This window comes from Parasaccharibacter sp. TMW2.1882, assembly GCF_023337635.1.
GTDB classification, from domain to species: Bacteria; Pseudomonadota; Alphaproteobacteria; order Acetobacterales; family Acetobacteraceae; genus Bombella; species Bombella apis.
On record NZ_NWUT01000001.1, the window covers coordinates 1,053,124 to 1,077,334 of the forward strand.

Genomic DNA, 24,211 nt, shown 5'->3' on the forward strand with positions numbered 1-24,211 from the left:
GCTGCCTCCTGTAGGCCCTGTCCCGGCTCAGTCCTCGTATGTCAGAAGGGACGTAACCGGCACGTCAACCTTTCCACGGCCTCCCAGAGCCAGCAGCTCGATCATCACGGAAGCCCCGACAACCTCGGCCCCAGCCTTGCGCAGAAGGTCGATGGAGGCAGCCAGCGTACCGCCGGTTGCCAGAAGATCATCCAGCACCACCACACGCTGGCCGGGACGGACGGCATCCGCCTGGATGTGCAGCTCATCCTCACCATATTCGAGGCTGTATCTGTGGGAAATGGTCTTGCCCGGCAGCTTGCCCGGCTTGCGCAGCATGGTGAAACCACAGCCGAGGCGGGTTGCCAGCGGAGCTGCCGTGAGGAAGCCACGGCTCTCGATCCCTGCCAGAAGGTCTGGCTGGAAGCGGGCCACCGCCTGCGCCAGACGCCCCGTAGCCACCTGCCACGCTTCCGGATTCCGGATCAGGGTGGAAATGTCATAAAACAGGATGCCCGGTTTCGGAAAATCCGGAACTTCACGGATATACTGTTTCAAATCCAGCGGAGCAGGGTCTTCAAAGGACATGGCAGGCCTTCACATTGCAGGTCATGATATGCACGAAGCCCCCCTTATAGGCCCTTGTGCCGTCCTTTTGAAAGGGAAGGCTCTCCTTGCTGCCATCAGGGAGCCATGCGGGCAAACAGGATCATGAGGAGGAAAGCCGCCAGCAGCATTCCCCCCATTGGGATCGCCGTACCCACCGGCAGCCATGAGAACATGACACTGGCCAGAATACCGAACACATACTGCCCCGTCCCCGCCAGAGCGGTAGCGACACCGGCATTGCGCCCCTGTGTCAGCAGGGCACCGGCCATGGCATTGGGGCCAATGCATCCCCCCGGCCCCAGCGCACAGAGCATCGCCCCGAACAGTGGCCAGAGATAGATGTGCCTGAGATGCCCTGCCGCATCGACATCCAGTGCAGACCAGATGGCCAGCCCCAGCAGTACAACCGCCCCGACGCAGCTGATGGCAAGCCCGGCCCGAAGCAGGGTCCGGCTGTGATAGTAGTTCAGCAACCAGGCATTGATCTGGGACGAACCGATCATGCACACCGCCATCACACCAAACAGCACGCCATACTGGAACGGCGTGAACGCATACACGCTCTCGAAGAGGAAGGGTGCAGCCGTCAGATAGGTGAAAATGACGAATCCCTGCACCATCCAGATGAGCGCATTGAAGCGGTAGTTCCTGTCCTTCAGGGTCTGCCCATACCGGACGATAATAGGCCAGAGACGCATGGGGTGACGGTCTTCGCCATCCAGTGTTTCTGGCAGGAAAAGGAAGACCGCCAGCAGCCCCACTACACCATAAAGGGACGTTGCCCAGAAAATGTCCCGCCAGCTGATGAACTGGAGAGCAAAACCACCCAGAGCCGGCGCCAGAATGGGCACGACACCCTGTATGAGAATAAGGCGGGACATCATCTTCGCCGTGGCGTCACCGACTGTCAGGTCCCTGACGCAGGCATTGGGCACCACGAGGCTGGCAGCCCCCATCAGGGCGGCAAAAGCCCGGAAGAAACAGAGCATGGGCATGGAGGTCGAAAGGGCACAGCCTGCTGCGGCCAGAGCATAGAACAGGGTACCCACAAGCAGCGGACGACGACGACCAAAGCGGTCCGTCACCGGCCCGACAATGATCTGCCCGATGGCCAGCCCCGCCACCCAGGCCGCCATCGTCAGGCTGCCCGTTCCCGGTGCGGAACCAAGCTGCTGCTCCATCTCTGGCAGGGCCGGCAGATAGATATCTGTCGAGACAGGGCCAACCGCCGTCAGCGTTCCCAGAAGGATCGGCAGCCAGAAAGGCATCTTCCCACCCTTGATAAGCGGTTTGCCAATCAGGGCATGTTCAAAAAAGCCATGCTGTGACGTCTTCATGCTCCGCTATCCTGCCTTTCCCATCTCATCTCTTTGTGAAACCCGCGTAATACCCAGCCTCCCAACACGGCGGAAAGAAGTGCCAGCACGGCGGCGGTAACCAGTGCCCAGCCATGGCGTAGTTCTACACCCCTGCCAGCCAGAAGAAAAACCAGATTCTGGGGCAACCCTCCCAGCATGGTCGCCAGCAGGAACCGGCCAACTGCAAGCCCCGCCATGCCAGACGAGACTGATACCAGGAGGGCAGACCCGACCGGCAGCAGCCGGGCACAGGCCACCATGCGGAATGGAGCCCGCTGTCCAGCCCGGATGAACCACGGCACGTAAACCGCCCTGACCGGGCATTTCCACCGCCAGAGCCGCCCCCAGCCATAGCCCAGCAGGGCACCGGCCCCATAGGCCAGGCTGGCCTCCACCACCCCGATGCCAATGCCAAACCCCGCTCCCAGCACGAAACAGAGTGCCTGCCGGGGCAGACCAAAAGCACAATACAGCACGGCCAGCGGCAGGACCCGCAGGGCCGCATAAGGCTGCCCGGCCCACTCCCGCATCAGTCCCAGCCCATGCTGGATGGCCGGAATCCGCCACAAAAGCAGCGGCCCTCCCACCAGAAGCAGGACCAGAAGAGCGGGGCGGACTGCCGCCCGCAACGGAACGGGACTCCTCAGAGCAAACCCCGGGCCCGTATCTGGGCATAGGCGGCCAGCGTAACCATGCAAGTCATCTCCCCTTCCACAATCATGCGCTCAAACTCGGCAAGCGGGATGTCTTTCACCTTCATGTCGGCTTCCGTCGCTTCCCGCTCGGCCTCACCACGGACAAGATTCCGGGCCAGAAAAACATGCCCCATCTGCGTGGAGTATCCAGCTCCCTGATACAGTGTCCCTGCATGGATCAACTCACCGGCACGCAGGCCCGTTTCCTCCCGCAGCTCACCAAGGGCAAGCTCCGTGGCATCTGCATCCGGCCGTGTCTCCCACATGCCCATGGGAAACTCCCAGAGCCGCTTTCCCACCGGGTAGCGGAACTGCTGGACCAGTGTCAGGCGACCATCAGCATGCATGGGCATGATGACGGCAAACGTCCCCCGTTCGACAACGCCGTACAGACCCTTCCTGCCACCAGGATGGATGATCCTGTCTTCCCGCACCGCAGTCCATGGGTTTTCATAAACCATCTCGGAAGAAAGAATCTGGTAGCCTGCATCCTCACAGGCTTTCTTTACCGCATCATCAATCATCATCGGCTCCTTCGCAGCAATGGCCGGTCGCTCATCATCGTGATCAGGCCGCCCTGTATCATGGTGAAGAAGAAAAAGTGAAACGCTTTACCCCAATCAGCCAGATATCATCCTACTGATATCCCTGCATGGCAGCCATTCATAACTATGCAAGCTGAGCAAATCATTGCCCCGTGACGCAAAAGGCTTTCTCACCTATGGTCGATAACCAAGAAAGGCTGTGCCGGTTACAGTTACCAGGTGGGCACGGCTTGCGGAAACTGCAAAGGGGACGCCCATGTCTGATGAAGACGCAACCTATACGTGCTCGCCGACCATGCGGGTCATGCCCGTAGTCCTGTTCAACCTCCTTGTCTATTTTGTCATCGGGCTGCCCAATGCCATCATTGGTGCCCAGTTCGTGCACAACACGCTGGGTTTCAGCACAGCCATTGCCGCCAGCACCATCTCCCTGCAGTACATCGGTACCGCCATGGGGCGTGTGATCGTCGGTCATCGCATTGACGTGCATGGCCCCAAGGCCATTCTGCGGTATGGTCTCATCTTCTGCACCATCTCCGGCCTGCTGATGTGCCTTGCAGCTCTGATCCCCAGCTTCATGGGCCTGAATGACACGTCCCGCTATGTGGCCCTGGGCATTGCCCTCATCAGCCGTCTCTTCATCGGCTGGTCCGAGAGCTGCACCTCCACCTCCGTCACGACATGGAACCTGCGCCGCGTCGGCCCTGCGCACTCCTCCGTCGCCATTTCCTGGAACGGTGTCACCTCCTACGGTGGTATCGCCGTTGGCGTGACCGTCGGCCAGTTCCTCAGCGGCCTCCTGCCGAACATCCGGCTGCTGCCCGTCGGCATTTTTGCCACCCTGCTGGGTATTGGCGGCATCATCCTGCTGACCTTCTACAAAGCCATCAAGCCGCTGCCGAGCAAAGGCAAGCCGATGTCCTTCGCCCTCGCCGTCAAGAAAGTGCTGCCGTATGGTGCCGCTCTGGCTGCCGGGTCTGTCGGCTTTGGTACGGTCAACAGCTTCCTGGCCCTGTATTACACGGATAACCACTGGACTGGCCTGGGTGTGGCCTTCGGCGTTTTCGCTGCCTGCTTCATCTTCATGCGTATTTTCGTCTCCGGCCAGATCGACAAGCATGGCGGTGTGCCGATCGCTTACATGTCCCTGGTGACGGAAGCCATTGCCATGGCCGTCTTCTGCCTGGTGCACAACCCCACGGGTGGCCTGATCGGTGCTGCACTGACGGGTGCGGGCTTCTCCCTGCTCTTCCCCGCCATGGGCACCATGGCCGTCCGTACCGATGGGCCGGAGTTCCACGGTATCCTGATCGCCGCCTACTCCATCTTCACCGACCTGACCATCGTGATTTCCAGCTGGTTCATGGGCGGTCTGCGTGACCACATGGGCTGGGGTGTCATGTTTGCCGTGGCTGGTGTGCTCTGCATCAGTGGTATCGCCTTCAGTGCCATCTTCTCCCGTATTCCGGGATGTGGTGTGCCGAAAAACGCTGCCTGACCAACAGCCGCCTGCTGGGTGGGGCCTTTCCCGGTTCCTCCCCCAGCGGGGGCCTGCCAGTTGCCAGAATGCCGGGTACAGTCTTCTCTGCCCGGCATTTTTCTGTTCGGAGGAAACAGTCCATCATGACCATCCGCTCCTGCTCCGTCTTCTGCGGGTCACGCCCCGGGCACGATCCGGCTCACATGCAGGTAGCCCGTGCCCTCGGAACAGCCCTGGGGGAAGCGGGTCTCACTCTCGTCTATGGGGGCGGGACTGCTGGCCTGATGGGCGCCGTGGCCGATGCTACCCTGCTGGCCGGCGGTACCGTAAAAGGCATCATTCCCCGCTTTCTGGAAGCGCAGGAAATCCTGCATGAAGGCGTCACAGACCTGGAAGTGACAGAAGACATGCCCAGCCGGAAAGCCCGGCTATTCGAAGAAGCTGACGCTTATGTCATCCTCCCCGGAGGGTTTGGCACATTCGACGAATTCATGGAGGTTCTCGTGCACCGCCAGCTGGGGCTGAGCCAGCGGCCCATCATCATTCTCAACACCAACGGCTGGGCCGACCCGCTCATCGCCCTGCTGCAGGCCACGCAGGCACAGGGTTTCGCCGATGCAGGGGCAGAAACCCTCTACGAGGTCGTAACGGACGTGCCCAGCGTCATGCGGCGTCTGAAGAAACCTTCACACGCCTGATCTTGGCCCCGCAGGCGGAGAGCTTCTTCTCCACATGCTCATACCCACGGTCGAGATGATAGACACGGCTCAGTTCCGTCTCACCCTCGGCCACGAGGCCAGCCAGGATCAGTGAAAAAGATGCCCTCAGATCCGTGGCCATCACCTTGGCACCAGAGAGGCGTTCCACCCCACGGATCACGGCTGACCGCCCCTGGATGGTGATGTTGGCCCCCATGCGGTTCAGTTCCGGCACATGCATGAAACGGTTCTCGAAGATCGTTTCCGTGATCATGGACGCTCCCTCCGCTACAGAGAGCATGGCCATGAACTGCGCCTGCATGTCGGTCGGAAAACCGGGGTAAGGTTCGGTTGTCAGGTCCAGCCCCCGCAGCTTTCCCTCACTCCGTATCCGCAAGCCATCAGCCTCTTCCGTAACATCCACGCCAACCTGCTGGAGCGCATAGACAACCGCTTCCTGATCTACCATGCGGCCACCTTCCAGCAGGACATCCCCACCCGTCATGCCCACGGCGCAGGCATAGGTGCCACACTCGATGCGGTCTGGCATGACGGAGTAACGAGCACCATGAAGCTGCTCCACCCCCTCTACCATGATGGTGCCGGAATGCGCCCCGGTGATCTTCGCCCCCATGGCATTGAGGCAGTTGGCAAGGTCCAGAATTTCCGGCTCCCGGGCAGCATTGACGATCTCCGTCGTGCCACGGGCCAGCGTGGCTGCCATGAGAACATTCTCCGTCGCCCCCACACTGGGGAATGGCAGCACGACACGCCCGCCCTTCAGGCCATTGGGCGCTCTGGCATTGATGTAACCCCCCTCCAGCGTGATCTCGGCGCCCAGGGCCTCCAGTCCTTTGAGATGAAGGTCCACCGGGCGTGTCCCGATGGCACACCCACCCGGCAGGGAGACACGGGCTTCTCCCATACGGGTCAGCAGAGGTCCCAGAACAAGAATGGAGGCCCGCATCCGGGACACGATGTCGTAAGGAGCCTCTACCGACTGGATGGTTCCACCAAGGCTGAGCTGCCGGGGACCATCAATCTCCACCACGTCATAACCCAGCTGCCCCAGCAGGGTCCGCATGGTACGGATATCCGCAATATCGGGAATATTGGAAAGGATGAGAGGCCCTTCGGAAAGCAGGGCGGCCACCATCAGTTTCAGGCCCGAATTCTTGGCCCCACCAACAGAAATGCGCCCCTCAAGACGGTGGCCACCTTCGATCAGGAAATAATCCATCTGTCTCTCTCCATACCTCATCCCATCACCGTGCCTCACAGGCTGGATGAGGTTCTCTGCTTGTCTGAATTTTAAAGCCGCGGGGGCGTTACACCGGACTGGCGCATATACTTTCCGGCACGGTCAGCATAGCTGACTTCACAAGGACTGGCTCCCTGAAAAAACAGAAACTGGCAGATGCCCTCATTGGCATAGATACGGGCTGGCAGGGGGGTGGTATTGCTGATCTCGATGGTCACCTGCCCCTCCCATTCCGGCTCCAGCGGTGTGACATTGACGATGATCCCACAGCGGGCATAGGTGGACTTGCCAAGGCACACGACCAGCGTATCACGGGGGATGCGGAAATATTCCACCGTATGGGCCAGTGCAAAACTGTTGGGCGGGATGATGATGTCCCCGCGGCGTGTCACGAAACTGTCAGCAGAGAAATTCTTGGGGTCCACCACGGCACTGTCAACATCTGTGAAGATGTGAAATTCATCAGCGACACGAGCATCATACCCATAGGAGGACAACCCGTAGGAAATGACCTTCTCACGCTTCTGCGCCTCGACAAACGGCTCTATCATGCCGTGTTCCTGCGCCATGTGGCGTATCCAGTGGTCAGGCATGATCGACATGGCCGTTCTCCCTTGTGGATGGTGATGTCTTACTGAAAATCGACAAAAACCTGACAGGGACAGACCGCCCCCGGACAGAGACAGACCCGACCAGCCGGGCCTGCCCTGTCATATCATCTGTCTGCCCCGGCGCAAAGCGGAGGAACGGCCCGGAGGGGGTCAATCCCCCGATGAACCACGGATCACCAGCTCAGACATGCTGAGCCGACGGCGACGCTTCCTCTCCGAAGGCAGTTCACGCACGGCACCACCACGCAACGTCCGACGGAAGCGGGGCCAGCGGGGTTTTACCTCACTGGCCAGCACACCAGCCACAATGAAACCAGCCCCAATGAGCGTGGTCATCGTCAACACGTCACCCGTCACCCAGCCAACCAGCCCCCCCCAGATCGGCTCACTGGAATAGATGAGGGTCGCCTTGGTGGGAGAGACCGTTTTCTGCGCCCAGTTGAGCACCAGCTGGGTAGCCGCACTCACAATGCCCATCACCAGCGCACACCCCATCCAGCCCCAGCTGAAGGCGGGCACATGCTCTCCCATTACCGGCATGGCACAGAAAGCAAAAAGTCCACCCGCCACAAGCTGGACAAACGCCATGCGGCGGCTATCCGTGTGAAGAGCGAACAGCCCGACGCAGATGATCTCAAAAGCGTAAGAAAAAGTCCCCAGCAGGGTCAGGCCGTCACCCGTGCTCATGGTCAGGCCGGTCTTCCACGGCTCGGCCAGCAGAACCAGCCCAACGAAGGCAAGAAAAATGCCGGCAATCCCACTCCTGCTCGGAGCCTTGCGCAGGATGATCCACTGAAGCAGCGGCACCAACGGCACATAGAGAGCTGTCAGAAAGGCAGAACGGCTGCTGGTGATGCTCATCAGCCCGATCGTCTGACAGATGTAACCGAAAGCCAGCACGATACCGATCAACCCGCCACGCCATATCTCCGAACGTGGAATCCCCTGCATGATATGCTTGCGCCCGACAAAACAGACCACAAACAGGGCAGCGATGAGGAACCGGACCCCGATGAAAAACAGAGGACCGCTAGTCTTCAGCGCCATCTGGATGATGTAGTAGGTCCCCCCCCACAACACCGTGATGATGCCGAGGGCAACCTCCTGCCGCGATGGCAGTGGCAGACGCGGGCTGGTCACTCAGCGATCCCCCTGGCTGGCAGAGGCTGTTACACGCCCAGACACGGCCGGACGGCTGCGCTGCTGCTGTTTGCGACGCAGAAGGTTGGCCCGCAGGGCCTGGGCTTCCCGCAGCTGGCGCTCCTGCCGTGCTGTCATGGGGGCTTCGCCGGTCTTTCTCTCCTGTTCAGGCTTCATGAACCTGCATCCCTCTCCTCATGAAAGCGCACAAACGCTTCCCGCAAGCCAGCAGGAAGCAGCTCATCATACACGCCCAGCGTCGCCCGCTGCATGTGCTGCTTGGTATAATGGGCAAGAGCATGGGCACGGATCTCGTCCTGCCGCTCTGCCATAAGTTCTGGTGGCACGTCCAGCACTTCCCTCAGGGCACCGGCCAGCGCCCGATGGTCCCCCGCCGGAACAAGCGTCCCGCTTTCACCATGCTGTATGGTTTCCTTCAGGCCGCCACGGGCCGAGCCGATCACCCAGCAGCCCATCATCTGTGCTTCCACCGGCACCCGCCCGAAGGGCTCAGGCCGGAGAGAAGGCACCGTCACAACATGCGCCAGCCGGTAGGCCGCTGCCATGTCCCGGCAGGGACCAGCAAAACGCAGACGAGTCGCTATGCCCCGCTCCTCGGCCATCCTGTGCAGCATCCGGGCATAGCTGCTGTCCTCCCCTGGCCCGACCATGACGCAGACCCAGTCCAGCCCCGGATGATGGGTGGCCAGATAGCCAAGAGCCTCGATCAGACATTCCTGTCCTTTCCAGCGGGTCATGCGGCCGGGCATGAGAATGATGCGGCTTTCCTCACCAATTCGCCAGCGCTCCAGCAGCGTCTGCATCTGGAGGCCTTTCACCGCCCCCGGGGAAAAAATCTCCGGATCACTGCCACGGGGGATGATGCGCAGCCTGTCCTCCCCAACCCTGTAATCATGCCGCAGTCTCTCGCCGATATGCTCGGAAACGGCAATGACACGCTGCCCCCGTACCAGAGCGGAATTATAGAACTTCTTGAGCCAGAAATTCGTCTGGTGGTCACCGTGCCAGGTCGTCACCAACGGCACTTTCTCCCGGCGGCAGGCCACAACCGCCACAAGAGCCGGATACCGGGACCGGGCATGGACAAGATCGACCCCCTCCTGCCGGATCAGCGTCTGCAAGGCCTTCACCCGGCTGAAAAAATACCGCAGGGACATCCTCTTGCGAAACGCCAGCTCCACATGCTCACCACCGACATACCGCAGACGGGACAGCAGAGCTCCACTCTCCGCCGCCACGAGCGCCCGGCCACCGGCCTGACTTATGGCTTCGGCCATGTCGATGGCGCCACGCTCAAGGCCGCCAATACCCAATGCCGGCAGAATCTGAAGGATCACCGGTTTCTGCTTCATGACCATTTTTCCGCTATGTCCACACCCATCCCGTGCCCGGTCACCCTGCCGGAATCGTCACGACGGCACCGCCGCCATGACTGGTTGCCGCAAGGGTACTGAGGACCTGCACCATGGTGAATGCCTCCTTGCTACGGAAATCCGTATCGGAAATCCAGTACCAGCACTTTTTATAGAAAACGGAAACATAGCTTTCCCCAGGTTCATTCCTGCCGGAATGAATGGCAACCTCAGGGCGGCTCTCGATGCCAACCTGCCCGATGGTCGGCAGGGTCCTGCCGGAGCGGACATCCTTCTCCGGCACTTCCATCTCGTAGGAAAGCTGGGTCAGCATGGCGAGCATGGACCGTGTGAGAATGGCGATCTGCCCCTGTTTCTTCGGATATGGCCCATAGACGATCTCCGCCTCCGCCGTATTGGGCTCCAGATGCAGCAGGCGGCGTACCTCCCCCTGTATGGCCTGAAGATTGCTGTCCGCCGTGGTTGTCAGCACAAGATAGATATGCTCGCCAGACGTATTGCCTGATCCCCCGCCACCATTGCCGGACCCGGCATTGCCATTCCCCTGACCGGTTGCACTGCTGGCACCCGATTTCCCCCCCTTGCCGGAGGCAGCCGGGTCATCGGTAGAAATACGTACCGTCATCGCCCCGGCCAGCTGAAGCTGGCGCAGGTCATGCAGAAGCAGGTAGAACCGCACGGACCCACCCCCGAATGGCCCGACACCCCGCACATTGGACAATCCATCAATGGACTGTGCCGTCAGCCGCAGGAGAGTGTCGATGGCCATGCCACCAAGACTGAGCGGCATGATGGCCGTGGGCGAAATGGGACGCACCACATTTTCCGCATACTGCTCACCTGTCAGAGGCTGATAGGTGATGGTCGGATTTTCCGCCTGGGAAAGTGTCCCCGTTCCAAACAGGTAATTGCTGACAGCAGAAGCCGGATAACCATAGTACCCCCCCGAAACACTGCGGGAGAAGTTGTAACCGGCAATCACCTGTGTCGTGTCAAGAAACGCAGGCGGCTCGCCATAACGCAGCCGCACGATATTGAGCAGCATCTCACGCTTCTGCACTTCCCCCAGTGCCCGGGAATAAGCCAGCTGATCATTCTGGAGATGTTCCGGCCCTATGGGCTGGCAGGCACACAGCAGCAGAAAAGCAGCAGACGGCAGAAAAAGAACCGAACACCAGGTCGGGCCCCGCCCCGGCTCGGAAAACAGGGGCAGAAGACGGCCCGCCTTGCGGAACAGGGAAAACAGACAGGACAGAAGACAGGCTCCCACGGATGAAACCGGTTGCAGGGTAAAGGTGGGACCTTACCCGAAAAAGAAGACCTTGACCAAAAAGAAACTCCTCACACCTCCAGCAGGACACTGTAAATCTTTTCCATTCCTGCTCTTGAAACACAAGACACCCCTCCCCAGATCGAACAGCAAGGGTGTTGCAGGCCTTGACCTGCCCCCAGACCTGATAACGTCGCAATAGGGCTTCTCCCAATGCCTTGAGGGGTTGTGGGAAGCCGCTGAAAAGGGACAGATATCCATGGGCAAGATTATTGGTATTGACCTCGGGACCACCAACTCCTGCGTTGCAGTCCGCGAGGGTAACGAGAACAGGGTGATCGAGAACAGCGAAGGTGCCCGCACCACGCCGTCTGTCGTTGCCTTTACAGATAGCGGTGAGCGTCTGGTCGGTCAGGCCGCCAAGCGTCAGGCCGTCACCAACCCCACCAACACGCTTTATGCCGTCAAGCGTCTGATCGGTCGCCGCTACGATGACCCGACCGTCGCCAAGGACCAGAAGACCGTTCCCTACGAAATCGTGAAGGGCGACAACGGCGATGCATGGGTGCGTGCCCGTGGTGAGAACTACGCTCCGTCCCAGATTTCCGCCTTCGTTCTCGGCAAGATGAAAGAGACGGCAGAGGCCTATCTGGGCGAGAAGGTGACCGAAGCCGTCATCACCGTTCCGGCCTACTTCAACGATGCACAGCGTCAGGCCACCCGTGATGCGGGCCGCATCGCTGGTCTGGACGTCAAGCGCATCATCAACGAGCCGACCGCCGCCGCTCTCGCTTACGGGCTTGAGAAGGGCGATTCCGGCAACGTGGCCGTGTATGACCTTGGTGGTGGTACGTTCGACATCTCCATCCTCGAAATCTCCGATGGCGTGATCGAGGTGAAGTCCACCAATGGTGATACCTTCCTCGGTGGTGAAGACTTCGACAACAAGCTGATCGACTATCTGGCTGACGAGTTCAAGCGTGAGCAGGGTCTGGACCTGCGTACGGACAAGATGGCCCTCCAGCGCCTGAAGGAAGCCGCCGAGAAGGCCAAGATCGAGCTGTCCTCCGCCAAGGAAACGGAAGTCAACCTGCCCTTCATCACGGCAGATGCCTCCGGTCCGAAGCATCTGGTCGTCAAGGTGACCCGTGCGAAGCTGGAAAGCCTCGTTGAAGACCTCATCAAGCGCTCTCTGGAGCCCTGCCGCAAGGCCCTCAAGGATGCTGATCTGACACCGGCTGACATCAAGGAAGTCATCCTTGTCGGTGGCCAGACCCGTATGCCGAAGGTCGTGGAAAGCGTGAAGGAGTTCTTCGGCAAGGAACCCGCCCGCAACGTGAACCCGGACGAAGTGGTTGCCATCGGTGCCGCCGTGCAGGGTGGCGTGCTCCAGGGTGACGTGAAGGACGTGCTGCTGCTGGACGTGACCCCGCTGTCCCTCGGTATCGAGACGCTGGGTGGTGTCTTCACCCGTCTGATCGACCGCAACACGACGATCCCGACCAAGAAGAGCCAGACCTTCTCCACAGCCGAAGACAACCAGCCTGCCGTGACCATCAAGGTCTTCCAGGGTGAGCGCGAAATGGCTGCGGACAACAAGCTGCTCGGCAACTTCGACCTGACAGGCATCGCTCCGGCTCCCCGTGGTGTGCCGCAGATTGAAGTGACCTTCGACATTGACGCCAACGGTATCGTGAACGTCTCCGCCAAGGACAAGGCCACAGGCAAGGAGCAGAACATCTCCATCAAGAGCGATGGTGGTCTCTCCGATGCCGACATTGATCGCATGGTCAAGGAAGCTGAGGAGAACGCCTCTGCTGACAAGGCCCGCCGTGAGCTGGTGGACCTGCGTAACAGCACCGAAGCCATGATCCATCAGACGGAGAAGACCCTCTCCGAAAATGGTGACAAGGTTCCGGCCGCTGACAAGACCGAAGCCGAGGAAGCCATCAAGAAGGCCCGCGAGGCTCTGGAAGGCGACAATGCCGAGACCATCAAGAGCGCCAGCGAGCATCTGACACAGGTTGCCATGAAGGTTGGTCAGGCCGTCCATCAGGCCGGTGCCTCCGCCGGTGAGGAACATCAGGCCGGTGGCAAGACTGACGAAGATGTCGTCGATGCTGAATTCGAAGATGTTGACGACAAGAAAAAGAAATAATCGCTGAAAAGGGACGGAGTCCGTGCCGGCAGGCCGGGCTCCTTTCCTGCGGTTGGCGTCTTGTTTCCCTCTCTCTGCGGGGAACAGGCGCCCTTTTTACATTGAGGGCCTTGCACCTGTCCGGCTCCGGCAGGCCACACCCCGCACGCCTTGTCCGGGTGTCCGCTCTCCTGCGTGACTGAGGATCACTATGGCTACACAGATGGATTATTACGAGACACTCAGTGTCTCCCGCTCCGCAAGCGGTGAAGAGATCAAAAAGGCCTATCGCAAGCTGGCCATGCGCTACCATCCCGACCGCAATCCGGGGGACGAAAAGGCCGAGCTGAAATTCAAGGAAGTCAATGCCGCTTACGAAGTGCTGAAAGACGACCAGAAACGGGCCGCCTATGACCGTTTCGGCCATGATGCCTTCCAGAACGGTATGGGCGGCGGCGGTGGAGCCGGTGGTTTTGGTGGCGGCTTCGGCGGTTTTGATGCTGGCGGTCTGGGCGACATTTTCGAGCAGATGTTCAATATGGGCGGACGTCGTGGCCGCCAGCAGCGTCAGGCCGAGGATGTACAGGTCCAGGTCGACATTTCCCTGACGGAAGCCTTCTCAGGCATCAGCAGGGAGATCGAGATCGCCACACGCAAGGCATGTTCCAGCTGTCATGGTTCAGGTTCGGCCGATCCCAACGCCAGCCGGCAGACCTGCCAGACCTGTCACGGGCAGGGTGCCGTGCGGGTACAGCAGGGCTTCTTCGTGGTGGAGCGCCCCTGCCCCACCTGTAACGGCGCAGGCCAGACTGTCAGCAATCCATGCCACAGCTGCCACGGCAGCGGTACGGAAGCCGCCAGAGAGACCGTAAAAATCGACATCCCGGCTGGGATCGAAGATGGCACCCGCATCCGTGTGGCAGGCAAGGGCGAAGCCGGAGGTGAAGGTGTCCAGCCCGGGGACCTTTATGTTCTGGTCACAGTGGACAGTCACAGCATCTTCGAGCGTGAAGGAGCCAATATCCACTGCCGTGTGCCCCTGCGCATGACACAGGCCGCTCTGGGCGACGAGATCGAAGTGCCGCTGATTGATGGTGGCCGGACAATGGTGAAAATCCCTGCCGGGACACAGACAGGCGACAATTTCCGCCTTCGTGGCAAGGGCTTCTCCGTCCTGCACTCCAAGGCACGAGGTGACATGTATATCCGCATCACCGTGGAAACACCCAGCCATCTGACCAAGCGCCAGCGTGAGCTGCTGGAGGAGTTTGAGGCCGAAAGCGGTGACCACAGCAAAGGCAGCCCGGAACATACCGGCTTCTTTGCCCGTGTCAAAAAGCTCCTTGACCGGTAAAGGACACCAACGATGAGCAACACCTCCCCCCGCATCGGCATTGCTGGCATCACGGGGCGTCTTGGCCATCTCTGCGCCGAGGAGGCCGGGGCCCTTCTGGCTGGCGGCCTGTCCCGCACGGCAGACCCTGCCCGCAACATCGTCTCCAGCGCATCAGAACTGGCCAGCCGATGCGATGTCATCATTGATGTCAGCCATGCCAGTCTTGTCCCCGCCCATGCCAAAGCCTTCGCTGCGGCAGGCTGTGCCTGGGTTCTGGGCACAACAGGGCTGGACGGAGCAGCCCAGCAGGCCGTGCATGAAGCCGCCGGACAGGTAGCCGTTCTACAGGCGGCCAATTTCTCCCCGGCCCTGACGATGCTGCTTTCCCTGGCCCGTCAGCTCGGTGCCGCCCTGCCGGACTACGATGCTGAAATTCTGGAAGTCCATCACCGCCAGAAGCTGGATGCACCTTCTGGCACGGCACTGGCCATCGGTCGAGCCGTAGCCGCAGGCCGGGATGATGACTTCGAGGCTGTCAGGCGGCTGGATCAGAACGGGAAACGGCCTGATGGTGCCATCGGCTTTGCCTCCCTGCGAGGCGGGCAGGTTGTTGGCGAGCATGATCTGCGCTTCTTTGCCGCTGATGAGGAAATCTCCCTCTCCCACCGGGCGCTGGACCGCCGTGTCTTCGCCCGTGGGGCACTGAAAGCCGCCCTCTGGCTGGCTGATCCCCGCCGCACCCCCGGCCTTTACGGGATGCAGGACGTACTGAACACACCCTGAGCCCCCTGCATCATGTGGGAGCTGCCAACAGGCAGGTCCCGCATGCCATCCCGTCCTTTCTGGTCGTGTATCCTTACCTTTTGTCCACCAGATACAGATTCTCTGTTACATATCTGTCCCTGTCAGACAGATTCCGGCAGCCACGGAACGTGTTGTAACACGTATCCATGACACTCACCTTCCCCAAGGACCAGAGTTCCGATATGAAACGGTCACGCTTGATGAACCCTTCGGAATTATAGGAAATAAGCACGAAATCGGCTTTCACATTGTCAATGGCATCAAAGAGACGTGTCTCTGCATGTCGTGCCTTGTTGTAGAAAGATCTGTTCCACTCCTTCGGGATGCCGGAAACCCGACTGATATCAAGCGGTCTCCTGTAATCACATAAGATATTCAGCATGAAATAGTTCGATCCATAAGGATGCTGATTGTAAGGGGGATCAAAATAGGCAATGTCCACCTTCCCAACATCCCTTACAACGTCATTCGCATCGCCCTTATGAATGAACGACTCACAGGAAAAATGGCTCAGAACCGGCGCAACCACCTCAATATTCCGCATGATGCGGGACAAGGCATTGCGGGAATCTCCTCCAAACTGACCAAATCCGGCCCGATTCTTGTAAAATCCCTTGAAAACACCAGATGTATTCGTGTGCACGGAAGCTTGGGCAATGACCGGAGCAAGAACATACGGTTTCAGATGATCCGGTGTCTGGGCAAGAGCTCTACAAAAACTGTCCAGAAAAATGGCATTCCGTCTCGTGTAAAAAACTCTTTCTCCGTATTTTATGGTACGATCATCCTGCGGAGCATATAATTCCGCAATGAAGCCCGGCTCGAAATTCGTTTCAACATCCCGTCTGATCCGCCGGATTTCATGATCCAGCTCATGAATATCAAGAGCCCCCCTGTTCGTCTGGTAGCAGGTATTCGTAACGAAGCTGTACTCTTCAAGATCATTGCAGTGGATACATCTGGCATGGCGTCTGGCCATGCGGGCCACGACGCCTGTTCCTGAAAAAAGGTCAAGAAAATCAATGTGATCCTTGCCAAGCCTTGTTTTCACATCGACGATGGCTGCCTCGATGAAATCCAGAAGCGCCCTTTTATTTCCCAGATAGGTAATCAGCTGGGTTCTGAGAAAATCCTCTTCTTCCCGAAACAGGATTTCATTTTCCCCTGCACATCCAGTCACTCTGAAACCTATCCTCTCATATTCACCATGCCCCTCCCATACAGCACATCCCGGCCATGCAGTAAGCCCGCTCTTGACCTCGAGGGTATTTTCAGCCAAGCGATAGAACTCTTACTTCCTGTCACTTGTGCCTTTCGGGGGGCAGGGGCAGCCTCTTTTCACCACTCATTCCCTGTGAGGTCCCTGAGTGCGCAATCACGGCGATTTTCTCTTTACGTCTGAATCCGTTTCCGAAGGTCATCCCGACAAGGTGGCAGACCGTATCTCCGATACCGTCCTCGATGCTTACCTTGAGGCCGACCCGGAAGCCCGTGTAGCCTGTGAAACGCTGGTTACCACCAACCGTGTCATTCTGGCCGGTGAAGTCCGTGGCCCCAAGGCCGTGGAGGACACCCTGATCGACCGTGCCCGTCAGGCCATCAAAGACATCGGCTACGACCAGGAAGGCTTCTCCTGGAAAAAGGCCGAGATCACCTCCTTCCTCCATGCCCAGTCCGCTGACATTGCCGTCGGCGTGGACAGCGCAGGCGACAAGGATGAAGGGGCCGGTGACCAGGGCATCATGTTCGGTTTCGCTACACGTGAAACAGAAGAGCTGATGCCTGCTCCCCTGTTCTATGCCCAGAACATCCTCGAGCGCATCCGGGACTACCGCAAGCAGGGTGATGCCCGTGGCGTCGGCCTGCTGCCAGATGCCAAGAGCCAGGTCACGCTGCGCTATGTGGATGGCAAGCCGGTCGGCGCAACTTCCGTCGTCGTTTCCACGCAGCATGTCGAAGGAATGCGGCAGAACACCATCCGTGAGATGGTGCGTGAGACCGTGCGTGAAGTCCTGCCGGAAGGCTGGATGTGCCCGGAACACGAATTCTACGTCAACCCGACGGGCAACTTCGTCATCGGTGGGCCGGATGGTGATGCCGGTCTGACAGGCCGCAAGATCATCGTGGACACCTATGGCGGTGCCGCCCCTCACGGTGGCGGGGCTTTCTCCGGCAAGGACCCCACCAAGGTGGACCGTTCCGCCGCCTATGCCGCCCGCTACCTCGCCAAGAACGTGGTAGCTGCCGGTCTGGCCGACCGCTGCACCATCCAGCTCAGCTACGCCATCGGCGTCTCCCGCCCGCTTTCCGTCTATGTCGATCTCGACGGCTCCGGCAAGGATGTGGATGAGGTCCGCCTCGGCTCCCTGCTGAACGAGATGGTGGACCTTTCTCCCCGTGGCATCCGTGAACGCCTGCGCCTGAACCGCCCCATCTACGCCAAGACGGCCGCCTACGGGCATTTTGGCCGTATTCCAGACCCCGCTCTGGACAACTTCACATGGGAGAACACCGACCTGGCCGAGCAGCTCAAGAGCGCGCTCAACCGCTGAGTCTGTCTCCATGGAGGGGGCTGTCCCCCTCCACCCTTCAGGCCCCTTCTCCCGACCCGCATGGACCATGCGTTGAGGGTGGGGGCTTTTTGCCATTTTCAGACTGTGTATCGACCGTTGCCTGACGACATCAAACCCCAGCCCGAACGTCTCTATGGCCGCCAGCGTGGCCATCCTCTCCGCCCCCGCCAGCAGCGCCTGCTGGATGAGGCCCTGCCCCGTGTGCATTTCCGCAACATGGCCGACCCGCTGAAGGGCTTCGGGAAGCCGGTTTCAAAGCTCTATCTGGAAATCGGATTCGGTGGCGGTGAACATGCCTTCGATCAGGCGGCCCGGAACCCCGAGACAGGCTACATCGCCTCGGAAGTGTTCGATAACGGCGTCTGCTCCCTCCTCTCCCGCATCATTCCCGAAGGCGAAGAGGCCACGGCCACCGGTCCTGACAACCTGCGCCTCTGGGCGGAAGATGGCCGCCAGCTGCTGAAGGGCCTGCCCGATGGCTGCCTGGACCGGGCCTACCTCATGTTCCCGGACCCGTGGCCGAAAGCACGCCATGCCAAACGGCGTTTCATCCATCCCGAAAACATCCGGCAGATGGCCAGACTCCTCAAGCCCGGTGCCCACTGGCGAGTGGCCAGCGACCATCCCGTCTATCAGGAGTGGGTCACAGAAGTGATGGGCCAGCAGGACCTCTTCGAGGCTCCAGCCCCTGCACTGGAACGACCTGAGGGCTGGTCCCCCACCCGTTATGAGGCCAAGGCCTTCCGTGAAGGACGGCAGCCTTTTTACTGGACCTTCACACGGAAAGGGTGAGATACGTCCCCCGTACAGCTTCATGTTTCAGGCAGCCAGCAGGAGTACGCCATGACGCAGCCACAGAGCGATAACACCGCCATTGAACGGGAAGAAATGGCTTTTGATGTTGTCATCGTGGGTGGGGGGCCTGCCGGACTGACGGCGGCCATCCGGCTGAAACAGGAAAATCCGGACCTCTCCGTCTGTCTGCTGGAAAAGGGCAGCGAAGTCGGCGCCCATATCGTCTCTGGCGCCGTACTGGAGCCCACAACGCTGGCCGAACTCTTCCCGGACTGGAAAGAACGGGGGGCCCCGCTGGATACACCCGTCAGCAGTGAAAAGCTGCTGTTCCTGACCAGAAAGGCCGCTCTCCCCGTCCCGGCCCTGCATCTGCTCATGCCGCAGATGGACAACCGGGGAAATTACGTCATCTCTCTCGGAGCCTTCTGCCGCTGGCTGGGAGAACAGGCCGAGGCTCTGGGAGTCGAAATCTATCCCGGTTTCGCCGGAGCTGACCTCTTCATCGAGAATGGCAGGGTCTGCGGTATCATCACCGGGGACATGGGCGTGAACCGGAAGGGAGAAGAAAAACCGGACTACATGCCGGGCATGATCCTGCGGGCCAGCCAGACCATTCTGGCCGAAGGTGCCCGTGGCTCCCTGAGCAAGAAGGCCATGAACACCTTCGACCTCCGCAAGGGGGCCGACCCGCAGACCTTCGGCCTTGGCATCAAGGAAGTCTGGGAAATTCCGGCAGAAAAACACCGCCCCGGCTTCGTGCAGCACAGCTTCGGCTGGCCGCTGGACACACACACCTACGGCGGGGCCTTCCTCTACCATTTCGGGAAAAATCTCGTCTCCTACGGCTTCATCACGGCCCTGGATTACCGCAACCCGTGGCTGTCACCGTTCGAGGAAATGCAGCGCACCAAGCAGCACCCGGCCTTCCGGGAGCATTTCGAGGGTGGCCGGCGCATCATCTACGGGGCACGGGCCATCTCTGAGGGAGGCGTGCAGTCCCTGCCCCATCCGGTCTTCCCCGGAGGGGTGCTGACAGGCGATTGTGCCGGCTTCCTCAACATGCCCAAGATCAAGGGCATCCATACCTCCATGAAATCCGGCATCATCGCTGCCGAGGCGGTGATGGACGCCATCCAGAATGAGCGGGCCGAAGCGTCTTCCTACATGGACCGCCTCAAAAGCTCGTGGCTGTGGAAAGAACTGCACGCCGCCCGCAACATCCGTCCGGCCTTCTCGCACTGGGGGATGCTGGGCGGGGCCCTCTATAGCGGAATCGACAGCATGATCTTCCGCGGGCAGGCCCCGTGGACGCTGCGCCATCGCCATGCCGACAACGAGACGATGATCCCGGCAGAAAAGGCCCCAAAAATCAGCTACCCCAAGGCGGACGGGACACTGACCTTCAACCGGGCCGAGTCCGTCTTCCTCAGCAATCTGAGCCATGATGAGGACCAGCCCGTACACCTGAAAGTGCAGGACATGGCCACATGGAAAGAGGTCAACCTGACCCGCTTCGCCGCACCGGAGAGCCGCTACTGCCCGGCTGGTGTCTATGAGACCAGCGAAACGGACGAGCTGGTCATCAATGCCCAGAACTGTGTGCACTGCAAGAGCTGCGACATCAAAGACCCGGACCAGAACATCACCTGGTGCACGCCAGAGGGCAGCAGCGGGCCCAACTATCCTTCCGGGATGTGACTTTTGAGACAAAAGGGGATAGTCTGAAGACAGTTTCACTTTGAGCCGCGACAGCAACAAAGGATGACCATGAAGGTTCTTGTCCCCGTCAAAAGGGTTGTTGATTACAACATCAAGCCGCGTGTCGCGGCTGATGGTAGTGGTGTCGAAACGCAGGGCGTGAAAATGTCCATGAATCCGTTCGACGAAATTGCACTGGAGGAGGCCCTCCGCCTTCGTGAGAAAGGCCAGGCTGACGAGGTGGTTGCTGTTACCATCGGGGCACAGGTCGCTCAGGATGTTCTGCGCACGGCCATGGCCATGGGTGCCGACAGGGCCATCCTCATCCAGACCGATGCCGAAGTCGAACCCCGTGCCGTCTCCAGCCTTCTCAAGGCCGTTGTGGAGAAAGAACAGCCGGGTCTTGTCTCCATGGGCAAACAGGCCATTGATGACGACATGAACGCCACAGGCCAGATGCTGGCCGCCCGTCTGGGCTGGCCGCAGGGGACCTTCGCCAGCAAGGTGGAAATTGCCGATGGCAGGGTCGAGGTCGCCCGTGAGGTCGATGGCGGAACGGAAACCGTCTCCCTGAGCCTGCCAGCCGTCATCACGGCGGACCTGCGCCTCAACGAGCCACGCTATGCTTCCCTGCCCAACATCATGAAGGCCCGCAAGAAACCGCTGGAAACGATCGAGGCCGGTTCCCTCGGCGTGGACCTGACGCCGCACCTGAAGGTCGTCAGCGTGGCGGAGCCGCCGGAACGCAAGGCCGGTGTCATTGTGGAAACGGTGGAAGAGCTGGTCGAAAAGCTCAAGACGGAAGCGAAGGTGATCTGATGACCGCACTTGTTCTGATTGAAGCCGAAAACGGCAGGATCCGTCAGGGCTCCCGCTCCGCCGTTGCCGCTGCCTCCCGCTTTGGCGATGTCGATGCCCTGCTTCTGGGCAAGGCAGGAACAGAGGCCGCCAGCAAACTGCCGGGCATCCGCAAGGTCCTGCATGTCCCCGCACTGGACCATGCTCTGGCCGAACCTGCGGCTGCCCTGCTGGCCAGCCTGGCAGAGTCTTACAGCCATATCCTCTCCGCAGCGTCCTCCACTGGCAAAAACATCCTGCCCCGCCTCGCTGGTCTGCTGGACGCCCAGCCGATCTCCGACGTCGTGGCCATCAAGGATGATGCCACCTTTGTGCGGCCCATCTATGCGGGCAATGCACTGGCTACCGTGCAGTCCAGCGACAGCATCAAAATCATGACTGTCCGCTCCTCCAGCTTCGACCCCGTGGAAGAAGAAGGTGGCAGTGCCCCCATCGACGTGCTGGACGCTCCGGCAGATGACGGCAAAAGCGGCTTCGTAAAACTGGAGCAGAGCCAGTCTGACCGGCCGGAGCTGGAAGTGGCCCGTGTGGTCATCTCTGGCGGCAAAGGCCTCAAGGATGCCAGCAACTTCCATACCCTGCTGGAACCAGTGGCCGACAAGCTGGGCGCTGCCATCGGGGCCTCCCGTGCGGCTGTTGATTCCGGCTTTGCGCCCAATGAGATGCAGGTCGGACAGACCGGCAAGGTAGTGGCCCCCGAACTCTATATCGCCACCGGCCTCTCTGGGGCCATCCAGCATCTCGCCGGGATGAAGGACAGCCGTGTGATCGTTGCCATCAACATCGACCCTGAAGCACCGATCTTCAAAGTGGCCGATTATGGCATGGTCGGGGATCTCTTCGAGCTTCTCCCCGCTCTGGAAAAAGCCCTCTGAGGCACCCGGCAGGCGAGGCAGACACGCCCCTTTGCCCGGTTCTTTGCAAAAAACCCGCTCTTCCTTCTGGGAGGCGGGTTTTTTTGCGTGTCATGCCCATTTCTGTAAAGAAGGCTTCATTTTTCTATAAAAACAGTCCGTTTGCCCCTTGCGCCTTTCCCTGATGAAGGGTAGGAATAGCCCCACAAAGTCGGAGTGTAGCTCAGCCTGGTAGAGCACTGTGTTCGGGACGCAGGGGCCGGAGGTTCGAATCCTCTCACTCCGACCATTTCATCCCCTGACAATTCCATTTTCTTTCGTTGGCCAGGCAGGTTGTCTTTCCCGGCGTGGTCCCTTTGTCATGTTGGCGCTCCCCATAGTGTGATCGTATCATTAAAGTAAAGATTAACCTTTAGCATCCTTTCCAGCCCTGTCCCTCACCCCATATCATGAAGGGGCAATGGACGCTCTCTCCATTATGAGCAATAAGAGGGCGTGCCTTTCATCATGATGGCCGAAACCGGACGCCACTCATCCATGACCAACAGGCCAGTCTCATTTTTCTGCAAGGATCAGATCATGACCCGCAAGATTTACTCTCTCATCGCTGCTGCCGTGCTGGCCGGTTCTGCTGCTCCAGCCATGGCCGAGCCGGGTGGTTGCCTGAAATATGGTGCCGCCGGGGCCGTAGCTGGCCATGTTGCCCATAAGCATGGCGTAATCGGTGCTGTAGGCGGCTGCGCCGTCGGCATGTATCAGCGCCACAAATACCGCAAGAGCATCGCCGAGAAAGCTGCCCTGTGGGAGAAGGAACATCCTGTCGACAGCAAGCAGAATGGTTCCGGCTGGTGGCAGAACAACCATTCTGCTGCTGCGACAAACCAGAAGGCCCAGTGGTACGATGCCGAACATCCGGAAAGTGACGCACAGCCTGCGGCTCACTGATGCCTGACCGTTCCTGTGTGAACAGAAAAACCCGGCCAGAAATGGCCGGGTTTTTTCATGCCTGAACGGAATGTTCCTTCACCCAGTCAGAACTGGAACCCTTTCATGGCCTGCCGGGAGAGGGTCTCCAGCAACGTGACAGCCTCTGGCGCATCATTCAGGCAGGGGATGAAAGCAAATTCCTCACCCCCCGCTTCCATGAATTCCTCACGCACCTCACGACCAATTTCATCCAGCGTTTCGATGCAGTCCGCCATGAAACCGGGCATGATGACGGCAATCTTCGTGATCCCCTGTTTCGGCAGGGCCGAGATGTAAGGGGCCGTATAAGGCTGCAACCATTCCATGGGGCCGAAGCGTGACTGGAAGGTCAGCGGAACCTCCTCCTCGCTCAGACCCAGAGCCGCCGCCAGAGCTTTCGTCGTGCGGACACATTCATCCCGGTAGGAGTCGCCCTTCTCCACGAACTCTTTCGGCAGGCCATGATAGGAGGCCACCAGACGCTGCGGCGTGAAAGACAGTCCCTCATAAACCCGGCGCACGGAAGCCACCAGGGCCTCAATGAACTGTGGATGATCCGGGAAGGAAGGAACCGTCAGCACGGAAGGCTGACGCCGCAGGCGCATCAGGGCACGGAACAGCTGGTCATTGGCCGTTGCGGTCGTCGTGGCGGAATATTGCGGATAGAGAGGAATGCTGACGATACGGTCACAACCCTGGTCCATCAGCTCCGCCACGGCCTGCTTCACAGAGGGCTGGCCATAGCGCATCCCCCAGGCCACCGGGATTCCATCCGGGGCCAGACGCTCGGCCAGCCCTTCCGCCTGCTTGCGGGTGAAGACACGCAGAGGGGAGGCATTCTCCTCCCTGTCCCAGATGCGGGCATAGTTGGCCCCACTGGCCGAGGGCCGACGGGCCAGCACCAGCGTGTTGAGGATCGGCTGCCAGATGAGGGGATGGGCCTCGATCACCCGCCTGTCTGAAAGAAACTCCCTCAGATAGCGGCGGACGGAGAAATACCCCGTATCATCCGGCGTGCCGAGATTGACGAGAAGAACACCAACCCGCCCCCCGGAGGGAACAGGCGTGCGAGGAGGCGTGTAAGTGAAATAAGACATAGCTCATCCACTATGGAGACAGCACCACCTTTTGGGAAGAGGATTTCACTTAC

Annotated in this window: 23 protein-coding genes and 1 tRNA gene; 12 read left to right on the top strand and 12 right to left on the bottom strand. The window is 59.9% G+C overall.

What is annotated here, in order from left to right; genetic code table 11:
- Positions 1-27: 27 nt before the first annotated feature.
- The 4 genes from CO583_RS04835 to CO583_RS04850 all read right to left on the bottom strand — a co-directional run bounded on the left by CO583_RS04835 (position 28) and on the right by CO583_RS04850 (position 3,168).
- The gene (locus tag CO583_RS04835) at positions 28-567 is read right to left on the bottom strand and encodes an adenine phosphoribosyltransferase (RefSeq protein ID WP_043558665.1); all 540 of its coding nucleotides are present in this window, start codon (positions 565-567) and stop codon (positions 28-30) included.
- A 95-nt stretch (positions 568-662) separates the two neighbouring features.
- A complete protein-coding gene (locus CO583_RS04840) occupies positions 663-1,925 on the bottom strand; it encodes a multidrug effflux MFS transporter (RefSeq protein WP_081847659.1) in 1,263 nt (420 codons plus the stop codon).
- Complete coding sequence (locus tag CO583_RS04845) at positions 1,922-2,575, bottom strand: TVP38/TMEM64 family protein (protein WP_086441433.1); 654 nt, start codon at positions 2,573-2,575, stop codon at positions 1,922-1,924. The genes CO583_RS04840 and CO583_RS04845 overlap by 4 nt, the downstream gene beginning before the upstream one ends.
- A gap of 14 nt (positions 2,576-2,589) precedes the next feature.
- Positions 2,590-3,168 carry an NUDIX hydrolase gene (locus tag CO583_RS04850; protein WP_043558668.1) on the bottom strand — a complete coding sequence of 193 codons (579 nt, stop codon included), beginning with the start codon at positions 3,166-3,168 and terminating at the stop codon, positions 2,590-2,592.
- A 274-nt stretch (positions 3,169-3,442) separates the two neighbouring features.
- Between CO583_RS04850 and CO583_RS04855 the strand changes: the two genes are divergently transcribed.
- Together CO583_RS04855 and CO583_RS04860 are read left to right on the top strand one after the other, a co-directional pair.
- The gene (locus tag CO583_RS04855) at positions 3,443-4,684 is read left to right on the top strand and encodes an MFS transporter (RefSeq protein WP_192848559.1); all 1,242 of its coding nucleotides are present in this window, start codon (positions 3,443-3,445) and stop codon (positions 4,682-4,684) included.
- A 125-nt stretch (positions 4,685-4,809) separates the two neighbouring features.
- On the top strand, positions 4,810-5,364 hold the full coding sequence (locus tag CO583_RS04860; RefSeq protein ID WP_248630833.1) for a TIGR00730 family Rossman fold protein: 555 nt from the start codon (positions 4,810-4,812) through the stop codon (positions 5,362-5,364).
- On the opposite strand, the gene murA is transcribed toward CO583_RS04860, so the two are convergent.
- The 6 genes from murA to CO583_RS04890 all read right to left on the bottom strand — a co-directional run bounded on the left by murA (position 5,330) and on the right by CO583_RS04890 (position 10,815).
- Positions 5,330-6,604 (bottom strand): UDP-N-acetylglucosamine 1-carboxyvinyltransferase, encoded by a 1,275-nt coding sequence (gene murA / locus CO583_RS04865; protein ID WP_043558672.1) that lies wholly within the window; start codon positions 6,602-6,604, stop codon positions 5,330-5,332. The genes CO583_RS04860 and murA overlap by 35 nt on opposite strands.
- A gap of 71 nt (positions 6,605-6,675) precedes the next feature.
- On the bottom strand, positions 6,676-7,227 hold the full coding sequence (gene dcd, locus CO583_RS04870; RefSeq protein ID WP_043558674.1) for a dCTP deaminase: 552 nt from the start codon (positions 7,225-7,227) through the stop codon (positions 6,676-6,678).
- Positions 7,228-7,386: 159 nt separating this feature from the next.
- Positions 7,387-8,376, bottom strand: a complete 990-nt coding sequence (locus CO583_RS04875; protein ID WP_227431401.1) for a DMT family transporter — start codon at positions 8,374-8,376, stop codon at positions 7,387-7,389.
- A complete protein-coding gene (locus tag CO583_RS04880; RefSeq protein ID WP_166651588.1) occupies positions 8,377-8,553 on the bottom strand; it encodes a hypothetical protein in 177 nt (58 codons plus the stop codon).
- Complete coding sequence (locus tag CO583_RS04885; protein WP_081563343.1) at positions 8,550-9,749, bottom strand: glycosyltransferase family 4 protein; 1,200 nt, start codon at positions 9,747-9,749, stop codon at positions 8,550-8,552. The genes CO583_RS04880 and CO583_RS04885 overlap by 4 nt, the downstream gene beginning before the upstream one ends.
- Positions 9,750-9,789: 40 nt before the next feature.
- Positions 9,790-10,815, bottom strand: a complete 1,026-nt coding sequence (locus CO583_RS04890) for a hypothetical protein (RefSeq protein ID WP_043558785.1) — start codon at positions 10,813-10,815, stop codon at positions 9,790-9,792.
- Positions 10,816-11,299: 484 nt separating this feature from the next.
- On the opposite strand from CO583_RS04890, the gene dnaK reads away from it, so the two are divergent.
- The 3 genes from dnaK to dapB all read left to right on the top strand — a co-directional run bounded on the left by dnaK (position 11,300) and on the right by dapB (position 15,296).
- Positions 11,300-13,198: a molecular chaperone DnaK gene (dnaK, locus tag CO583_RS04895; RefSeq protein ID WP_043558677.1), complete on the top strand. Its 1,899-nt coding sequence runs from the start codon at positions 11,300-11,302 to the stop codon at positions 13,196-13,198.
- A gap of 190 nt (positions 13,199-13,388) precedes the next feature.
- The gene (gene dnaJ / locus CO583_RS04900) at positions 13,389-14,531 is read left to right on the top strand and encodes a molecular chaperone DnaJ (RefSeq protein WP_249103203.1); all 1,143 of its coding nucleotides are present in this window, start codon (positions 13,389-13,391) and stop codon (positions 14,529-14,531) included.
- A gap of 12 nt (positions 14,532-14,543) precedes the next feature.
- Complete coding sequence (dapB, locus tag CO583_RS04905; RefSeq protein WP_043558682.1) at positions 14,544-15,296, top strand: 4-hydroxy-tetrahydrodipicolinate reductase; 753 nt, start codon at positions 14,544-14,546, stop codon at positions 15,294-15,296.
- A 73-nt stretch (positions 15,297-15,369) separates the two neighbouring features.
- Here dapB and CO583_RS04910 read toward each other — a convergent pair whose 3' ends face one another.
- Positions 15,370-16,497 (bottom strand): DNA adenine methylase, encoded by a 1,128-nt coding sequence (locus CO583_RS04910; RefSeq protein WP_197981632.1) that lies wholly within the window; start codon positions 16,495-16,497, stop codon positions 15,370-15,372.
- A 187-nt stretch (positions 16,498-16,684) separates the two neighbouring features.
- On the opposite strand from CO583_RS04910, the gene metK reads away from it, so the two are divergent.
- The 7 genes from metK (at position 16,685) to CO583_RS04945 (ending at position 23,040) form a co-directional block, all read left to right on the top strand.
- The gene (metK, locus tag CO583_RS04915) at positions 16,685-17,869 is read left to right on the top strand and encodes a methionine adenosyltransferase (protein ID WP_081562489.1); all 1,185 of its coding nucleotides are present in this window, start codon (positions 16,685-16,687) and stop codon (positions 17,867-17,869) included.
- Between the two features lie 60 nt (positions 17,870-17,929).
- Entirely contained in the window at positions 17,930-18,682 is a 753-nt protein-coding gene (locus CO583_RS04920; protein WP_081562490.1) for a tRNA (guanosine(46)-N(7))-methyltransferase TrmB, read from the top strand.
- Positions 18,683-18,733: 51 nt separating this feature from the next.
- A complete protein-coding gene (locus CO583_RS04925; RefSeq protein ID WP_248630830.1) occupies positions 18,734-20,383 on the top strand; it encodes an electron transfer flavoprotein-ubiquinone oxidoreductase in 1,650 nt (549 codons plus the stop codon).
- A gap of 69 nt (positions 20,384-20,452) precedes the next feature.
- Positions 20,453-21,202, top strand: a complete 750-nt coding sequence (locus CO583_RS04930) for an electron transfer flavoprotein subunit beta/FixA family protein (protein ID WP_086431745.1) — start codon at positions 20,453-20,455, stop codon at positions 21,200-21,202.
- Positions 21,202-22,116: an electron transfer flavoprotein subunit alpha/FixB family protein gene (locus CO583_RS04935; RefSeq protein WP_043558686.1), complete on the top strand. Its 915-nt coding sequence runs from the start codon at positions 21,202-21,204 to the stop codon at positions 22,114-22,116. Before CO583_RS04930 ends, CO583_RS04935 begins: the two co-directional genes overlap by 1 nt.
- Positions 22,117-22,307: 191 nt before the next feature.
- Positions 22,308-22,384, top strand: a tRNA-Pro gene (locus tag CO583_RS04940).
- 290 nt (positions 22,385-22,674) lie between these two features.
- A complete protein-coding gene (locus CO583_RS04945) occupies positions 22,675-23,040 on the top strand; it encodes a hypothetical protein (RefSeq protein ID WP_081563347.1) in 366 nt (121 codons plus the stop codon).
- An 86-nt stretch (positions 23,041-23,126) separates the two neighbouring features.
- Here the strand turns inward: CO583_RS04945 and hemH are convergent, their stop codons facing one another.
- A complete protein-coding gene (gene hemH, locus CO583_RS04950) occupies positions 23,127-24,158 on the bottom strand; it encodes a ferrochelatase (RefSeq protein ID WP_043558690.1) in 1,032 nt (343 codons plus the stop codon).
- Positions 24,159-24,211: the final 53 nt, after the last annotated feature.

What these genes read in the sequence shown, in the direction of transcription:
- CO583_RS04835 (WP_043558665.1), bottom strand. Translation starts at nt 567, where the DNA reads ATGTCCTTTGAAGACCCTGCTCCGCTGGATTTGAAACAGTATATCCGT.
- CO583_RS04840 (WP_081847659.1), bottom strand. Translation starts at nt 1,925, where the DNA reads ATGAAGACGTCACAGCATGGCTTTTTTGAACATGCCCTGATTGGCAAA.
- CO583_RS04850 (WP_043558668.1), bottom strand. Translation starts at nt 3,168, where the DNA reads ATGATGATTGATGATGCGGTAAAGAAAGCCTGTGAGGATGCAGGCTAC.
- CO583_RS04855 (WP_192848559.1), top strand. Translation starts at nt 3,443, where the DNA reads ATGTCTGATGAAGACGCAACCTATACGTGCTCGCCGACCATGCGGGTC.
- CO583_RS04860 (WP_248630833.1), top strand. Translation starts at nt 4,810, where the DNA reads ATGACCATCCGCTCCTGCTCCGTCTTCTGCGGGTCACGCCCCGGGCAC.
- murA (WP_043558672.1), bottom strand. Translation starts at nt 6,604, where the DNA reads ATGGATTATTTCCTGATCGAAGGTGGCCACCGTCTTGAGGGGCGCATT.
- dcd (WP_043558674.1), bottom strand. Translation starts at nt 7,227, where the DNA reads ATGTCGATCATGCCTGACCACTGGATACGCCACATGGCGCAGGAACAC.
- CO583_RS04880 (WP_166651588.1), bottom strand. Translation starts at nt 8,553, where the DNA reads ATGAAGCCTGAACAGGAGAGAAAGACCGGCGAAGCCCCCATGACAGCA.
- CO583_RS04885 (WP_081563343.1), bottom strand. Translation starts at nt 9,749, where the DNA reads ATGAAGCAGAAACCGGTGATCCTTCAGATTCTGCCGGCATTGGGTATT.
- CO583_RS04890 (WP_043558785.1), bottom strand. Translation starts at nt 10,815, where the DNA reads ATGCTGCTCAATATCGTGCGGCTGCGTTATGGCGAGCCGCCTGCGTTT.
- dnaK (WP_043558677.1), top strand. Translation starts at nt 11,300, where the DNA reads ATGGGCAAGATTATTGGTATTGACCTCGGGACCACCAACTCCTGCGTT.
- dnaJ (WP_249103203.1), top strand. Translation starts at nt 13,389, where the DNA reads ATGGCTACACAGATGGATTATTACGAGACACTCAGTGTCTCCCGCTCC.
- dapB (WP_043558682.1), top strand. Translation starts at nt 14,544, where the DNA reads ATGAGCAACACCTCCCCCCGCATCGGCATTGCTGGCATCACGGGGCGT.
- CO583_RS04920 (WP_081562490.1), top strand. Translation starts at nt 17,930, where the DNA reads ATGGACCATGCGTTGAGGGTGGGGGCTTTTTGCCATTTTCAGACTGTG.
- CO583_RS04925 (WP_248630830.1), top strand. Translation starts at nt 18,734, where the DNA reads ATGACGCAGCCACAGAGCGATAACACCGCCATTGAACGGGAAGAAATG.
- CO583_RS04930 (WP_086431745.1), top strand. Translation starts at nt 20,453, where the DNA reads ATGAAGGTTCTTGTCCCCGTCAAAAGGGTTGTTGATTACAACATCAAG.
- CO583_RS04935 (WP_043558686.1), top strand. Translation starts at nt 21,202, where the DNA reads ATGACCGCACTTGTTCTGATTGAAGCCGAAAACGGCAGGATCCGTCAG.
- CO583_RS04945 (WP_081563347.1), top strand. Translation starts at nt 22,675, where the DNA reads ATGACCCGCAAGATTTACTCTCTCATCGCTGCTGCCGTGCTGGCCGGT.
- hemH (WP_043558690.1), bottom strand. Translation starts at nt 24,158, where the DNA reads ATGTCTTATTTCACTTACACGCCTCCTCGCACGCCTGTTCCCTCCGGG.